The following is a 14,619-nucleotide window of genomic DNA, read 5'->3' as shown; positions in this document are numbered from 1 at the left end:
AGTCACAGCGTTCCCCCACTCTCTCGGGCACCGATCTCTCGGGCACTGCTCTCCCGCGTCCACAACTGGTCGGTCAAGACCCCACCCCAACGACTCGCCAGTGCACCCTCCAGCGCCGCACCCACCCGGTACACCCGGTCGTCGGCGAGCACCGGCGCCATCACCTGGAAGCCGACCGGCAAGCCGTCCTCGGGTGCCAGCCCGCACGGGAACGAACCCGAAGCATTGCCGGCCATATTGGACGGAATGGTGCACAGGTCGGCGGCATACATCGCCAGCGGGTCGTCGGTGCGTTCCCCGATCCGGAACGCCGTGGTCGGCGTGGACGGAGACACCAGCACGTCGACCGACGCGAACGCGGCCTCGAAGTCGCGGGCGATAAGCGTCCGGGCCTTCTGCGCCGAGCCGTAGTAGGCGTCGTAATAGCCGGAGCTCAGCGCGTAGGTGCCGATGATGATCCGGCGCTTCACCTCGGCGCCGAAACCGGCACCGCGGGTCCGGGCCATCACCTCTTCAGCACTCGACGACCCGTCGTCGCCGATCCGCAGGCCGTAGCGCATGGCGTCGAAGCGGGCCAGGTTCGAGGACACCTCACTGGGCATGATCAGGTAGTAGGCGCCCAGCGCGTAGCGGAAGTTCGGGCAGGACACCTCGACGATCTCGGCACCCAGCTGTTCCAGGGCGTCCAGGGCCTCACGGAAACGCAGCTCGACGCCAGGCGCGTAACCCTCGCCGCCGAGTTCTTTCACTACGCCGATCCGCATCCCGGCCACATCGGCCCGCCGGGCTGCCGCGACGACGTCCGGGACGGGGGCATCGATCGAGGTCGAGTCCATCGGATCCCAGCCGGCGATCGCCTGGTGCAGCAGCGCGGTGTCCAGCACGGTGCGTCCGCACGGGCCGGGCTGGTCGAGGCTGGACGCCATCGCGATCACCCCGTAGCGCGACGTGCCGCCGTAGGTCGGTTTCACCCCGACCGTGCCGGTGACGGACGCCGGCTGCCGGATCGAGCCGCCGGTGTCGGTGCCGAGCGCCAGCGGGGCCTCGAAGGCGGCCAGCGCGGCCGCCGATCCGCCGCCGGAACCGCCCGGGATGCGTTCGAGATCCCACGGGTTGTGGGTGGGGCCGTAGCCGGAGTTCTCCGTCGACGAGCCCATCGCGAACTCGTCCAGGTTGGTCTTGCCGAGCACCACCAGGCCGGCATCGAGCACCCGTCGGGTGACGGTCGCGTTGTACGGGGGGTGCCAGCCTTCGAGGATCCGGGAGCCGGCGGTGGTCGGGGCACCGGTCATGCAGAAGATGTCCTTCACCGCGAGCGGGACGCCGGCCAGCGGGCCGAGCTCGTCGCCGGCAGCACGTCGGGCGTCCACCGCGTCGGCGGCGGCCAATGCCCGCTCGGCGTCCACGTGCAGGAACGCCTTCACCTCGCCGTCGACGGCCGCGATCCGGTCCAGATGCGCCTGGGCAACCTCGCGGGCGGACGCCTCGCCGGCGGCGATCAGCCCGGCCAGGTCGGCGGCCGTGCGGCGCAACAGGTCGCTCATTGCTCCTCCCCCAGGATCCGCGGCACCCGGAACCGGTCGTCCTCGACGGACGGCGCACCCGCCAGCACCGCCTCGACCGGCAGCGACGGACGCACCTCGTCGGCCCGGAACACGTTGGTCAGCGGCAGGGCATGCGACATCGGCGGGACGTCTTCGCCGGCCACCTCGCGGACCTGCGCCACGGCGTCCAGGATGACGTCCAACTGAGGCGCCAGCGTGGCCAACTCGTCGTCCGACAACTCCACTCGGGCCAGCGCCGCCAGGCGGGCCACCTCGGCTGTGGTCAGGGCCACCGTGTGCTCCTCGCTCTCGTCCGACCGCCCATCCTAGGGCCGAGGCACTCGTGCTGCCTGACAGATCTCTTTCCGGGCTCGATGGGCGCGGGATACCGCCGGCTGTAACAAATGTGCGAAACACTGAGGCTGTGTTTCTGTTGCGGATAGGTCTGCCTGACCGGCCCGGTTCACTGGGCGCCGTCGCCACGGCGCTCGGCACAGTCGGCGCCGACATCCAGGCTGTCGAGATCGTGGAGAAGCATGCGGGTTTCGCGGTCGACGACTTCATGGTCGAAGTGCCGCTGGGCACCCTTCCCGACGCGCTGATCACCGCCTGCACGAGCCTCCCCGACGTCTCGGTGCTGTGGTTCTCGCACTATCCCGAGGGTTGGGGGCTGCAGGCCGATGTGGCCGTCCTCGACGAGATGACCGAGAACCCGGCAGAGGCGGCGTCGATCCTCACCCATGCCGCGCCGACGGTGTTCCGGGTCAACTGGGCGGCGCAGGTCGACCGCGGCGACGGACGCGTGATCACCCGGACGTCCATGGCCCCCGATGTCGAGCGGCTGCCGCTGGACTCGTTGGGCAGCCTTGACGCCTCCGGCTACGTCGAGGTCGCGGAAGGCTGGCTGCCGGGGTGGCCGGAGATGCTGCTCGCCGCGGCACCGTTCAAGAACCGTTCGGCGCTCGTGCTGGCCCGCACCGGTGGTCCGGCATTCATCAAATCCGAACTGGCCCGGTTGCGCCATCTTGCGGCGCTCACCAGTTGATGAAATTCCCGTGTCAATCTGGCCAGGTCGGAATCGATTAACGCACCTCCTTGGGCGGATCTGTCCAGATCCTGGACGATGCGCGCTGGCAAGGGGTTTTGACGAATCCGACCGGCGGCAGAGGCGCTGCCCGGCAGCCATTTCACGAAACTGTCGCACGAGAACATAGGGAGGCAATACTAACTCTGCTAATGTTTGTGGTGGTTTCGGCAACTGGCAGGCGCCCCGCGCTGCAGATCGTGACTGGCAGAGGTGACGTCGTCGCTCATGCGTGACAATCACCGGCAGGCCACGGTTGGTTGCCCAGCTACCGCGGATGGGGGCCGAGGTGGCGGTTGTGTCGATTGACGGCAACGGCGTCGGCACAACCGCCGGCCACCTCGTCAGCCGGCACCGTTCATCATCGTGAAGATGTACCAGCCGTACGCGAACAGCACGGCTGCCGCGCCCACGAATCCGAGCGACACCCACCAACGCAACCGCTTCTTCTGCCCGGTCGACGGCACCTCCGCCGGGCCCCACTCGCCCAGCTTGGGCCAGACCCGCGGCGGCGCGCCGGCGTTCAGGTTCAGATTGCTGTTCAGGCCCTCCACGGCGGTCAGTCTAGTTCCGGTCGCTGAGGCCTCCGTCGAGCGCGCTTGCAGTCACCAGGATGTCGGCCGAACCGGTGCTGGATCGACATTCTGCGACAATCTCCCTCAGGAATCGCGGCTATCGCTGCTGAAGCCTGTCGACGACCGACGTCCGGCCGAGTCAACTCAGTCCTACCTCTATTGCTCGGATCGTGGCTTGGGTGCGGTCACGAACCCCGAGTTTCACGAGAATCGCCGATACGTAGTTTCGGACGGTCTTCAGCGTCAGATGCAGTTCGGCCGCGGTCTCGCTGTTGTTCAGCCCGCGGGCGAGCAGCGTCAGCACCTCCCGCTCACGCCCAGTGAGTTAGGGGAACGGCGGCGCCGATCTCTGGACGCCGATGGCGGCCCCCATCACCCGCGAGGCTGATTCGGGGCTGAAGATGGCTTGTCCCTCATAGACGGCGAATAGCGCTCTGACGAGTGCATCGATGCTGGCATCCGTGAGCAGGTAGCCCCGGGCGCCCGCGCGGACGGCGGCCAGCACAGTCTCGTCATCGGCCATCGTCAGCATCAGAATCGGTACGGTGGGTCGCTCGGCGAGAATACGGCGGATCGCCTCCAGCCCGCTCATACCGGGGAGCCGGATGTCCATCACGACTGCGTCAGGCACCAGGCCGCGAGTCAGTTCGACGGCATTCTCGCCGGAGGCCGCCTCACCGACCACGCGGACAGCCGCTCCGGTGGCCGCCAGCATCGCCTTCACGCCCTCCCGACAGAAGGAGTGGTCATCCACCAGCAGGATACGAAGCTCAGTCATATCGTGACCCCTATTGGCAGGACGGCGCTCAGCACCGTTCCGTGCGGGTCGCAGCCGCGAATCTCGAGACTCCCACCGAGGTCTTCCGCGCGCTGCCGCAATGAGCTCAGTCCGGTGCCGGGAGGCACGCCGGACTACTGATCAGGATCGCGGCGGCGGGCCCGGCCGTGGGGTTGGGTTGGTTGGCGACAGCGTGGTCGCTGGACGTGGTGGATCGGACAGTCATCGGAGCCTCCTGGCTGGAACGGACTCCTTCAGCGTCGGTTCCACTCCGTCCCGGTCACCAGTGGCTTCAGACCCTCATGCTCGGGAAGCAGATCGGGAATCCCCGGGGCGAGTCCAGGCACACCAGTTCGAGCTGAGTCTCCGGTCTCGTCGTCAGGATTCCTTCGCGACCGCGCGGGCGGCGTCCGGCCCCTCGGTGAGCAGCACCTCGAAACCGGCGGCGTCCAGGATCGGACGCTTCAGCGCCACCGCCTTGTCGTATTTCGAGCCGGCGTTCTCGCCGACCACGACAAAGTCGGTCTTGCCCGACACCGAACTCGCCGAGCGTCCGCCTCGGGACGTGATCGCCTCGGCCGCGCTGTCACGGGTGTAGCCGGGAATCGAGCCAGTGACCACCACCGACAGCCCGGCCAGGAGTTGCGGCTGCTCCTGCGTGCGTTCGGCCTGCTCATCGAACAGTTCGCAGCCGGCGTCCTGCCATTTGCGGACGATCTCGGCATGCCAGTCGACCTCGAACCAGTCCCGGATCGCCGCCACCAGGGTGGGGCCGATCCCCTCCACCGCCGCCAGCTCGTCCTCGGACGCCGCCCGCAGCGCCTCGATGCTCGGAAACGCGGCCGCCACGTCGGGCGCCACCCCCTTGCCGATGTGCCGGATCGACAGCGCCACCAGGAACTTCGCGAACGGGCGGTGCTTGGCTTCTTCCAGGTTGGCCAGCAGCCGTTGCCCGTTCGCGGAGAGTTGCCGTCCCTCTTCGCCCTTGCGGGGCAGCCGGCTGAACATCGGCACGGTGGCCAGGTTCTCGGCGGTCAGCGAGAACAGGTCACCCTCGTCGGTGAGCAGTCCGGCACCGAGCAAGGCATCGGCTGCCTGCCAACCCAGCGCCTCGATGTCGAGGGCGTACCGGGACGCCACATGGAACAGCCGTTCGCGCAGCTGCGCCGGACACGAGCGGGTGTTCGGGCAGCGCAGATCGGCGTCCCCCTCCTTCTCCGGGGCCAGCGGCGACCCGCAGGCCGGACATTGCGTCGGCATCGTCCACTCGACCTCGCTGCCGTCTCGCAGGTCGACGACCGGACCGACCACCTCGGGAATCACGTCGCCGGCTTTGCGCAGCACCACCGTGTCGCCGATCAGCACCCCCTTGCGCTTAACCTCGGACGCGTTGTGCAGGGTTGCCATCTCGACGGTCGAGCCGGAGACGAACACCGGCTCCATCACCGCGTACGGAGTCACCCGACCGGTGCGTCCGGTGTTCACCCGAATGTCCAACAGCTTGGTGGTGACCTCTTCGGGCGGGTATTTGTAGGCGATCGCCCAGCGCGGCGCCCGCGACGTATTGCCTAGCCGCAGCTGGGTCTCCCGGTCATCGACCTTGACCACGGTGCCGTCGATCTCATGCTCGGCCGCATGCCGGTGCTCGCCGAAGTGCTCGACGTAGCTCCAGGCCTCCTCGGGAGTCGGCACCACCCGGTAATGCGTCGACGTCGGCAACCCCCAGGCCTTGAGCAACGCGTAGCCGGCGGACTGGCTGGCGATCGCGACGCCGTCCACCTCGCCCAGCCCGTGACAGAGAAACCGCAGATTCCGAGACGCCGTCACCTTCGGATCCTTCTGCCGCAACGACCCGGCGGCCGAGTTCCGCGGGTTGGCGAACGGCGCTTTGCCGGAGGCCACCAGCCGCTCGTTCAGCGCCTCGAAGTCCTCCGGCCGAAGGAAGACCTCGCCGCGCACCTCGACGACGCCCGGCACGTCGCCTTCGAGCCGGTGCGGAATCGCCTCAATGGTGCGGACGTTGGTGGTGACGTCCTCGCCTACCCGGCCGTCGCCGCGGGTGGCGGCGCTGGCCAGCCGTCCGTTCTCGTAGACCAGGTCGAGGGCCAGACCGTCGATCTTCAGCTCGCAGAGCCAGGCGTCGATCGGCCCGTCCTTGGTCACCCGCGCCACCCAGTGATCGAAGTCCTCGCGGCTGAAGGCGTTGTCCAGGCTCATCAGCGGCACCCGATGGACGACCGGCGCGAAGGTCGCCGACGGCGCGCCGCCCACCTTCTGGGTCGGCGAGTCCGGGGTGCGCAACTCCGGATGCGCGTCCTCCAACCGCTCCAACTCGCGCATCAGCGCGTCGAACTCGCCGTCGCTGATCGTGGGCGCGTCGCGGATGTAGTAGCGGAACCGGTGCTCCTCGATCTGCTCGGAGAGCTCTGCGTGCCGGGCGCGGGGTTCGTCTGCGATCACGACCGGCAATCTACCGTCGCCGGCGGACACTCTCGGAGGACGCCGACTGCCCGACTGCCCGCCCGACGCGGCCGCCACAACCGATTCAGCCTGTCGGCTTCCCTCATGGACGGTTGTCGCCATTGCGTTGGTATCATGATGGCGCCGATCCCAACGACGCCCAGACCCTCTACAACCGGATGTTCCACCGCGACGACAGGCATCTGCGCATCCTGCTGGCCCGCGGCCTCGGGCACGGCGACGGCGGGGTCTGGCAGCGCCGACTCGGGACGCCCTGGAAACCCCTGCGGAGATGATCGGCCGGCAGGTGGACTGGGCCACCGAACCACGGCTTCGCCGCCCGGCTGCGGCTGCTGGCCGAGTATGGCTTCACCGAGGGCGCGGCCGGAGGGTCACCGTTGGGGCGCCGGCATCCACCGGGTCCGCTCGACCGGATCGGGACGCCGTCCGCGGTGGCCGAAGCCGCCGCACGCGGAATCGATCTGAACGCGCTGGTCGACGGACGCACCCTGTTGCATCAGGCGGCATGGATCGGCGATGTCGAGATGGTGCGTGCCCTGCTGGACGCCGGCGCGGACCCGGATTTCACCGACCTCGAGCACGGAACGACGCCGCTGGCCTGGGCGGGGACGCACGCCGACGCCACCGCGGCGCTGCTGCGCAGCTAGGGACGTGCTGATTTCGTTGGTCGAGCCTGTCGAGCCCCGCGGTCACGTCAGCGAAAGAAGCGACTCGCTGGATTACGTCCGATCAGTGACCTGTCCGAGGCGGACGAGGCCGAGTGCCTCTCAAATCCGACGTAATCTGACGAGACCGCGGGCTAGCGGAAGATGCCGACGATCATCACCACGATGCCCATGCCGCCCATCAGGAAGCCCAGGTACTGCATCGGGACGAAGAACAGGGTGTGCCGGTTGGTCAGCGCCGACCGCACCTTCGCGCTCTCCTGGTTGAGCACGTGCTCGCCCACCGCCCACGGGTCGGCGAACTGGCCGGGACGTTGCGGGTCGGGCACGTTGTTGTAGGCGCCGCCCCGTACCTGGGCGGCGATCTCTTCGCGACGCCTGCCGAACCAGCCGTCGAACTCGGCGACCGGGCGCTTGGTGTTGAGCCAGTCGCCCAGGAACCAGGTGCCGACCCCGCCGCCGATCAGCGCTATTCCGATGAAGACCGGTGTCAACGCCGGGTTCACCATCGAGATCGTCGTGCCCAGTCCGATGCAGGCGCCGGCGATCAGGATGGCCAGGATGCCCCAGCCTCGCCAGATGATCATGCCGTGACTATATGCAGTCCGCTGGTGGCACTCCATTTCGCGCCCGCGTCGCGGTGTGCGTTACGGTCGCCAGATGAGTTCGCGCATCCGCAATATCGCCGTCGGCTTGGTGGTCCGGGACGGCTGGGTACTGGCCTGCGAACATGCCGTGATCCCCGGTCATCACCGCTTCGTCCGCGCGATCGGCGGCGGAATCGAGTTCGGCGAGCGTGCCGAGGACGCGCTGCGCCGCGAGTTCCAGGAAGAGTTGGGCGTCGACCTGACCACGACGGAGCTGCTCGCCGTCACCGAGAACCTGTACCAGATCGCCGGCAATCCCGGACACGAGATCGTGCACGTATTCGCCGTCCGTTGCCCCGAGCTGGAACAGTTCCCGCTCGACGCGACTCGCCCGGTGCTCGACAACGACTCCGTCGCTGCCTGGTACCCGCTCTCTGACCTGGCGGACGGCAACCCGCCGCTGTACCCGAACGGAGTGACCGAGCTAGCGCTCGGGCTGGTCGCAGGCTGAGTTCATCGAAACCCCTTCTCCTGCGGTACGCCACGCTGTCGCCGATCCAGGAATCACCGGCTCACAACAACGATCCGGATCAGGCTGGTCTGTCCCAGCCCGATCCGGATCGTTGTTCAACGGGTAATGGCGACTGTCCCCGCGCTACTGGCGCAGGGCGTCGTCCACCAGACCGGACGCCCGGCGCAGCGCCGTCAGCGCCGCCGACGCCCGCCGCGGGGAGAACCCGGCCAGCCCGCAGGCCGGGGTGAGCACCAGCCGGTCGGCCAATGCCGGCCCCAGTTCAAGAGGTCGCAGCAGCCCCAGCACTCGCCGGACCAGGTCGTCCGGACGCCACTCCCGCGCCGTCCGAGATGTGGGCAGGCAACCCAAGTACAGCTGGAGCCCGTCGTCCACCGCCTGCGCCAGGGCGTCGATCTCGGCGATCAGCTCCTGGTCGACAGAGATCGCCGCGAAGCCCGATGCCCGGACCAGGTCCACAGACAGCCCCGGCGCGCAGCAGTGCAACACGCTGGACGCCGTCGCCTCGGCGAGCGGCCGCAACGCCTCGGCGACCTCCGGGGGGTGCACCGCGCGGTGCCGGAAATAGCCACCCTCGGTCGGCACCGCGCCGGCCAGCACCGCCGGCAGCGACGGCTCATCGACCTGCAGCAGGACGGTGGCGGACGGCAGCCGTCGACGGGCCTGCGCGAGCAACTCGACAACGCCGTCGGCCAGCGACTGGGCCAGGTCGCGGCGGGCGGCCCGGTCGCCGAGCACTCGTCCGCCCAATGGCAGAAAGAACGAGGCGGCCAGCGTCCAGGGCCCGGTGACTTGGAGTTTCACCGTGCCGGCGTAGTCGTGGGCATCCTCTTCGAGCCGATCCAGGTCGTCGCGCAGGGTGGCCTGGGCGCGCCGCTGATCGACGCCTGGATGGTCGCTCAGCCGCCACTCCCCTGCCACCAGCTCGGCCGGCAACTCGGTCAGCACGGCGGTGCCGCGTCCGATCATGGACGCCCACGGCCCGCGCTCCGGCAACTCGGGAAGGTGAGGAATGCCGCCGTCGGTGCCGAGGATGTCCATCACCAGCCGGACGGCGGCCGGATAGTCCGTGCCGGGCAACGAGCCGGCCCCGGTGAAGCCGACCACGCTCAGCGTCCGGTCGAGGCGATGGTGGCCGAACCGACGACACGGTCGCCGTCGTAGCAAACTACTGCCTGGCCAGGGGCGATGCCGTGCGCCGGGGCGTCCAGGGCGACCGTGATGCCGTCCGGGCGTCCGTCGATAGTGGCCGGCAGCGGCTCGCCGTGTGCCCGCACCTGCACCAGTCCGCGCCACGGTCCGAGCACCGGCTGCTCCGCCCAGGTCGGGCGGACGCCGTCGATACAGCTGATCGCCAACGCCTCGTGCGGACCCACCACCACCCGGTTGCCGGCCGGCTCGATGCCGAGCACATAGCGGGGGCGTCCGTCGGCCGCCGGGACGCCCAAATGCAGCCCGCGACGCTGTCCGACGGTGAACTGGTGGCTGCCGCTGTGCGCGCCGACCACCTGGCCGGCGGTGTCGACGAACTCACCCTCGGAGATGCCCAGGTGCCGGTTCAGGAACCCGGCGGTGTCTCCGGACGGGATGAAGCAGATGTCGTGACTGTCCGGCTTCGTGGCCAGATACAGCCCGCGCGCGGACGCCTCCGCCCGGACGTCGGCCTTCGCCGTGTCGTGGCCGAGTGGGAACAGGCAACGGCTCAGCTGCCGCTGATCGAGCACGCCGAGCACATAGCTCTGGTCCTTCGCCGCCTCGGCCGAGCGCCACAGCTGGGTGCGACCGTCCGCCTCGCGCAGCACCGCGTAGTGACCGGTGGCGATGGCGTCGAAACCGAGCGCGATGCCCCGCTCCAGCACGGCGGCGAATTTGATCTTCTCGTTGCAGCGCAGGCATGGGTTCGGGGTCCGCCCCGCCGCGTACTCGGCCAGGAAGTCGTCCACCACGTCGGCGGCGAAGCGATCGGAGAAGTCCCAGACGTAGAAGGGGATGCCGAGCACGTCGGCAGCCCGCCGGGCGTCGTGAGAGTCCTCCAGCGAGCAGCAGCCGCGAGCCCCGGACCGATAGGTCTGCGGGTTCTTCGACAAGGCCAGATGGACGCCGGTGACGTCGTGCCCGGCGTCGACCATTCGCGCGGCTGCTACCGCGGAGTCGACACCGCCGGACATGGCTGCCAGAACACGCACCGGAGCAGTCTACAAAGCTCAGTCGGCGGACCCGTCCTTGAGCAGGACGGCGGGCGGCTCCCGGATGCATGGTGGTCGACCATCGCGACTACCACTGAGTGGAGGTGAACACGCGTCACACGGCAGAAGGCGAGCCCATGGAACATCGACTTCCTGGGCAATCTGCGACTGCTCGAGGACGCCGAACGTCACCAGGTGGCGTCCTTTCTCTACGTGAACGTGCTGCATTCCGATTACGGCACGTCACTCACGATGCGGGCCAAACACGCGTTCTCCCAGGTTCTGGAAGAACTCGCCTTCCGGGTCGCCGGGCGTCCGCAACGCCTGCTCCGGATCGGACCCGGCCTCGCCCGTTCGCTGACCTGGACGGCCGATCGAGCCTCGCCACGAGTCGGCAACCTGGCTCGCTTCTTCCTCGAATGGCTCGCCGTGGACGGCGTCGGCACCCCGGTCGGCACCCGCCGGCTCGAGCCCTACCTCCGGTCCGTGCCAGCAGCTCGCTCGTTCTAGCGATTCCCGCGTCCGGTCCCCGCCGGACGCAGTCCAGCAGGTAACGATTTCATCACGATATGAATTATTCGCCACGGGGTCGCCGCCGAGCTATCCGAAGGCCGCCCGCGCCCGGTTCACGGCGTCCGGAAGGATCGCGAGCACCTTCTCGATCACCGCGGAATCCGTGGCCCGACCGAGCGAGAATCGCAGCGACGCGGACGCCTCGTCGACGCTGCGGCCCATCGCGAGCAACACCTCGCTGGGTTGATGGACGCCGGCGGTGCAGGCCGATCCGGTCGAGCAGTCGATGCCCGCGGCGTCCAGCATCAACAGCAGATCGTCGGCACGACACCCGCGGAACGTGACGTTCAGGATCGCCGGACTCGTCGGCGCCTCGCCGTTCACCCGGACGTCTCCAACGCCCGACACAACACCCCGCACCAGCAGCTCGCGCAGCTCGCCGAGCCGAGCAGCCTCAGTTTCCAGATCGCCCACAGCGACCCGAGCGGCAGCGGCGAAACCCGTAGCCAACGCGGTCATGGCGGTGCCGGAGCGAATCCGGCGTTCCTGACCGCCGCCGAAGCCTGGCGCAGCCAGGGTCAGCTCCCGCCGAATCACCAACGCCCCGATGCCGACCGGGCCGCCCAGCTTGTGCGCCGTCACGGTCATCGCGTCCACGCCCAGCGCGGCGAAGTTCAGCGGCAGATGCCCGAAGGCCTGGACTGCATCGCTGTGCACCCATGCCCCGACCTCGCCAGCACGAGCGAGCACGGCGTCCAGGTCGGCCACCACACCGGTCTCGTTGTTCACCACCATCACCGACGCCAGCGCCGTCTCGGCCCCGATCGTGGCCTCCGCCCCGTCCACCAGGCGTCCGAACGCCGCCAGCGGCATCACGTCCACTCGACCAGGCAGCCGCGCTACCACCCCGGCCACCGACGGGTGCTCACCTCCGCCGATCGCCAGCCGGGGCCGTCCCGGTCGGGCACCGGCGGCACCCAGCAACATCAGGTTGTTGGCCTCGGTGCCCCCGGAGGTGAAGACCACCTCCGTCGGCGACGCACCTAGACATTCCGCCAATGACTCACGGCTCTCCTCCAGCAGCCGGCGGGCCGTCCGGCCAGCGGTGTGCAGCGACGAGGGATTTCCGGGCAGGCCCCAGACCGCGTCCATCGCATTCCGCGCCGCGGGAAGCAGCGGCGCCCCGGCTGCGTGATCGAGGTACACCCGCTCGGTCATCGCGCCTCCTGTCGAGGGTCTGTGAGTTGACTGTGACCTGTCTGAGGGCTGCTCAGCCCGTGGCGGTCAGTGCTTGCTTCGTCAGCTACTTGCGGCACTATATGAAGCCGATACTCCGCGATGGCGGCCGTCCAGCCGCGCCGCGGTGCGTCTCGTCCACCGATCGAAGGCAGCCTATGACCGAGCCCGTGCTCAACGCACCGGCCACCACCGTCCCGTTGGGGGCGCATCTGCGCCACGGCGGCGCGGAATTCGCATTGTGGGCCCCGCGAGCCCGCCGGGTCGAGTTGGCGTTGGTCGACGCCGACGAGCACCAGACCAACGTCGACCTCTCGTTGAATGCCGACGAGGGCATCTGGAGCGGATTCGTTCCGGGCATCGGCGCCGGTCAGCGCTACGGCTACCGGGTGCACGGCGAATGGAATCCCGACGAAGGCTGCCGGTTCAACCCGGCCAAATTGCTGCTCGATCCTTATGCCCGGGCGATCACCGGCTATGTCGATTACCGCGGACCGATCAGCGACCACACCACCGAATCGAATTTCGAGAGCGACACCACCGATTCTTTCGGGGCAGTTCCGCTCAGCGTGGTGGTCGCCGACACACCGCCGCCCGCGCCGCTGAAAACGCCGATTCCGATCGATGAGATGATCATCTACGAGACCCACCTGAAGGGCTACACGCAGCGGCATCCCGAAGTTCCCGAAGGCCTGCGCGGCACCTACGCCGGTTTCGCCGACGACGCGGTGATCCAGCATCTGGTCGACACCGGAATCAACGCCATCGAATTCCTGCCATTGCAGCATTTCGTCTCCGAGCCGTTCCACATCGGACGCGGCCTGCTGAACTACTGGGGCTACAACACGCTGGGCTTCTTCGCCCCGCACGCCCCCTACGCGAGCGCCACCGCCGGCACCCTGGGCGGCCAGGTGACCGAGTTCAAGCACATGGTCGGCAAGCTGCACGAGGCCGGCATCGCGGTCATCCTGGACGTCGTCTACAACCACACCGGCGAGGGCGGGCACGACGGTCCGACGCTGTCGTTCCGCGGCATCGATCACGGCGGCTACTACCGGCTGACCAGCGACAACCGCAACGACTACGACGTCACCGGCTGCGGCAACGCGGTGGACACCTCGAACCCGCGGGTGCTCCAGCTGGTGCTCGACTCGCTGCGCTACTGGGCCACCGACATGGGCGTGGACGGCTTCCGCTTCGACCTGTGCACCACCCTGATCCGGGACACCCACCATCACGTCAACCAGGACCATCCGTTCAAGCAGCTGATCGCCGCCGATGAGGTGCTGGCCGAGAAGATCATGATCGCCGAGCCCTGGGATCTGGGCCCCTACGGCTACCAGGTCGGACGCTGGGGCCGGGGCTGGTCGGAATGGAACGACCACTTCCGCGGCTTCACCCGCGACTTCTGGCGGGGGGCGACCCACGGCGTCCAAGAGTTGGCCACCCGGCTGTCGGGGTCGTCCGACACCTTCGACCATGCCGGACGCCCCGCCACCAGCTCGATCAACTTCGTCACCGCCCACGACGGGTTCACACTGCGCGACGTGGTCACCTACGACCTCAAGCACAACGAGGCCAACGCCGAACGCAACCGGGACGGCGCCGACGACAACCGGTCCTGGAACCACGGCTACGAAGGGGAGACTGACGACCCGGAGATCAACGCGTCGCGGCAGCGAGACGCCCGCAACATGATGGCCATGCTGCTGCTCTCCGCGGGCGTGCCGATGATCACCGCCGGCGACGAGATGGGCCGCACCCAGCAGGGCAACAACAACGCCTACTGCCAGGATTCCCCCGTCTCGTGGGTCGACTGGCACACTGCCGACGAGTGGAGCGGGCAGGCCGAACTCACTCGCACCCTGCTGCGACTACGGGCCGAGCATCCGGTGCTGCGCAACCCGCAGTTCCGCACCCATCGCGAGATGCGGGACAGCGACGGCGTCGGGCTGGGCCGCGCCGAGGTGGCCTGGTTCTCCGAGCACGGCACCGAGATGACCATCGACGACTGGCACGACCACGGCCGCCGAACCCTCGGCCAGTACGTCTGCGACGTCGACGAGGCCTTCCTGATCTTCGTGCACGGCGGGGACGCCCCGATCGAGGTGACGCTGCCGGGACCGCCCTGGTCGGTGGGCTGGCGGATCGCGGCCCACACCGGGCTGGGCAGCGAGCTGCCGCACCGTCCGTTGGGTGTCGGTGCCACCATCAGCGTCCCGGCCCGGACGGTGGTGCTGCTGCACGGGCAGGTGCTCAACCATCCGCAGCCGGTGGCCGCATCGCCGGTCAGCCCGGAGTCGCCGACCGCGTCCGCGACCCTGCCCGGTTCGTCCGCAGCGCCGGCGTCCGCCCCGACCGGGCCGGACGATACGCCGGTCGAGACACGATGACCGGCGATCCCGGAGTGCGAGTCTTTCCGGTCCGGGATACTCCAC

15 protein-coding genes and 1 pseudogene are annotated in these 14,619 nt (G+C 68.8%); 6 read left to right on the top strand and 10 right to left on the bottom strand.

What is annotated here, in order from left to right:
• Positions 1-2: 2 nt before the first annotated feature.
• Positions 3-1,544, bottom strand: coding sequence for an Asp-tRNA(Asn)/Glu-tRNA(Gln) amidotransferase subunit GatA (gene gatA, locus QM619_RS15815; RefSeq protein ID WP_415110902.1), 1,542 nt, complete (start codon positions 1,542-1,544; stop codon positions 3-5).
• Entirely contained in the window at positions 1,541-1,837 is a 297-nt protein-coding gene (gatC, locus tag QM619_RS15810) for an Asp-tRNA(Asn)/Glu-tRNA(Gln) amidotransferase subunit GatC (protein WP_415110899.1), read from the bottom strand. The genes gatA and gatC overlap by 4 nt, the downstream gene beginning before the upstream one ends.
• Positions 1,838-1,968: 131 nt before the next feature.
• Here gatC and QM619_RS15805 point away from each other — a divergent pair, with 131 nt between their 5' ends.
• On the top strand, positions 1,969-2,589 hold the full coding sequence (locus tag QM619_RS15805) for an ACT domain-containing protein (protein WP_415110897.1): 621 nt from the start codon (positions 1,969-1,971) through the stop codon (positions 2,587-2,589).
• Between the two features lie 383 nt (positions 2,590-2,972).
• On the opposite strand, the gene QM619_RS15800 is transcribed toward QM619_RS15805, so the two are convergent.
• From QM619_RS15800 to ligA, 4 genes and pseudogenes are all read right to left on the bottom strand, one after another.
• A complete protein-coding gene (locus QM619_RS15800) occupies positions 2,973-3,182 on the bottom strand; it encodes a hypothetical protein (protein WP_415110894.1) in 210 nt (69 codons plus the stop codon).
• A gap of 160 nt (positions 3,183-3,342) precedes the next feature.
• Positions 3,343-3,516 (bottom strand): annotated as a pseudogene (locus tag QM619_RS15795) (response regulator transcription factor); the annotation flags it as partial.
• A 12-nt stretch (positions 3,517-3,528) separates the two neighbouring features.
• Positions 3,529-3,981: a response regulator transcription factor gene (locus QM619_RS15790; RefSeq protein WP_415110891.1), complete on the bottom strand. Its 453-nt coding sequence runs from the start codon at positions 3,979-3,981 to the stop codon at positions 3,529-3,531.
• 378 nt (positions 3,982-4,359) lie between these two features.
• Positions 4,360-6,441 carry an NAD-dependent DNA ligase LigA gene (ligA, locus tag QM619_RS15785; protein ID WP_415110888.1) on the bottom strand — a complete coding sequence of 694 codons (2,082 nt, stop codon included), beginning with the start codon at positions 6,439-6,441 and terminating at the stop codon, positions 4,360-4,362.
• A 122-nt stretch (positions 6,442-6,563) separates the two neighbouring features.
• Here ligA and QM619_RS15780 point away from each other — a divergent pair, with 122 nt between their 5' ends.
• Both QM619_RS15780 and QM619_RS15775 read left to right on the top strand, forming a co-directional pair.
• The gene (locus tag QM619_RS15780) at positions 6,564-6,737 is read left to right on the top strand and encodes a hypothetical protein (RefSeq protein ID WP_415110885.1); all 174 of its coding nucleotides are present in this window, start codon (positions 6,564-6,566) and stop codon (positions 6,735-6,737) included.
• A 102-nt stretch (positions 6,738-6,839) separates the two neighbouring features.
• Positions 6,840-7,109 (top strand): ankyrin repeat domain-containing protein, encoded by a 270-nt coding sequence (locus QM619_RS15775; RefSeq protein WP_415110882.1) that lies wholly within the window; start codon positions 6,840-6,842, stop codon positions 7,107-7,109.
• 152 nt (positions 7,110-7,261) lie between these two features.
• Here the strand turns inward: QM619_RS15775 and QM619_RS15770 are convergent, their stop codons facing one another.
• Positions 7,262-7,714 carry a hypothetical protein gene (locus tag QM619_RS15770; RefSeq protein WP_415110879.1) on the bottom strand — a complete coding sequence of 151 codons (453 nt, stop codon included), beginning with the start codon at positions 7,712-7,714 and terminating at the stop codon, positions 7,262-7,264.
• A 73-nt stretch (positions 7,715-7,787) separates the two neighbouring features.
• On the opposite strand from QM619_RS15770, the gene QM619_RS15765 reads away from it, so the two are divergent.
• Positions 7,788-8,225, top strand: a complete 438-nt coding sequence (locus QM619_RS15765) for an NUDIX hydrolase (protein ID WP_415110876.1) — start codon at positions 7,788-7,790, stop codon at positions 8,223-8,225.
• Between the two features lie 144 nt (positions 8,226-8,369).
• Here QM619_RS15765 and QM619_RS15760 read toward each other — a convergent pair whose 3' ends face one another.
• Together QM619_RS15760 and mnmA are read right to left on the bottom strand one after the other, a co-directional pair.
• Entirely contained in the window at positions 8,370-9,353 is a 984-nt protein-coding gene (locus tag QM619_RS15760) for a methionine synthase (protein WP_415110873.1), read from the bottom strand.
• A 2-nt stretch (positions 9,354-9,355) separates the two neighbouring features.
• Entirely contained in the window at positions 9,356-10,432 is a 1,077-nt protein-coding gene (gene mnmA, locus QM619_RS15755) for a tRNA 2-thiouridine(34) synthase MnmA (protein ID WP_415110870.1), read from the bottom strand.
• A gap of 195 nt (positions 10,433-10,627) precedes the next feature.
• Here mnmA and QM619_RS15750 point away from each other — a divergent pair, with 195 nt between their 5' ends.
• On the top strand, positions 10,628-10,942 hold the full coding sequence (locus QM619_RS15750; protein ID WP_415110867.1) for a hypothetical protein: 315 nt from the start codon (positions 10,628-10,630) through the stop codon (positions 10,940-10,942).
• Between the two features lie 90 nt (positions 10,943-11,032).
• On the opposite strand, the gene QM619_RS15745 is transcribed toward QM619_RS15750, so the two are convergent.
• Entirely contained in the window at positions 11,033-12,163 is a 1,131-nt protein-coding gene (locus tag QM619_RS15745) for a cysteine desulfurase family protein (RefSeq protein ID WP_415110864.1), read from the bottom strand.
• Between the two features lie 176 nt (positions 12,164-12,339).
• On the opposite strand from QM619_RS15745, the gene glgX reads away from it, so the two are divergent.
• Positions 12,340-14,574 carry a glycogen debranching protein GlgX gene (gene glgX, locus QM619_RS15740; protein ID WP_415110861.1) on the top strand — a complete coding sequence of 745 codons (2,235 nt, stop codon included), beginning with the start codon at positions 12,340-12,342 and terminating at the stop codon, positions 14,572-14,574.
• Positions 14,575-14,619: the final 45 nt, after the last annotated feature.

Origin of the sequence: Micropruina sp., from assembly GCF_047606665.1 — a bacterium.
GTDB lineage: Bacteria > Actinomycetota > Actinomycetes > Propionibacteriales > Propionibacteriaceae > Micropruina.
The sequence above is the reverse complement of the archived record's forward strand: the minus strand, read 5'-3'. Positions and strand labels throughout refer to the sequence as shown.

What these genes read in the sequence shown, in the direction of transcription:
- gatA (WP_415110902.1), bottom strand. Translation starts at nt 1,544, where the DNA reads ATGAGCGACCTGTTGCGCCGCACGGCCGCCGACCTGGCCGGGCTGATC.
- QM619_RS15790 (WP_415110891.1), bottom strand. Translation starts at nt 3,981, where the DNA reads ATGACTGAGCTTCGTATCCTGCTGGTGGATGACCACTCCTTCTGTCGG.
- QM619_RS15770 (WP_415110879.1), bottom strand. Translation starts at nt 7,714, where the DNA reads ATGATCATCTGGCGAGGCTGGGGCATCCTGGCCATCCTGATCGCCGGC.
- QM619_RS15765 (WP_415110876.1), top strand. Translation starts at nt 7,788, where the DNA reads ATGAGTTCGCGCATCCGCAATATCGCCGTCGGCTTGGTGGTCCGGGAC.
- QM619_RS15745 (WP_415110864.1), bottom strand. Translation starts at nt 12,163, where the DNA reads ATGACCGAGCGGGTGTACCTCGATCACGCAGCCGGGGCGCCGCTGCTT.
- glgX (WP_415110861.1), top strand. Translation starts at nt 12,340, where the DNA reads ATGACCGAGCCCGTGCTCAACGCACCGGCCACCACCGTCCCGTTGGGG.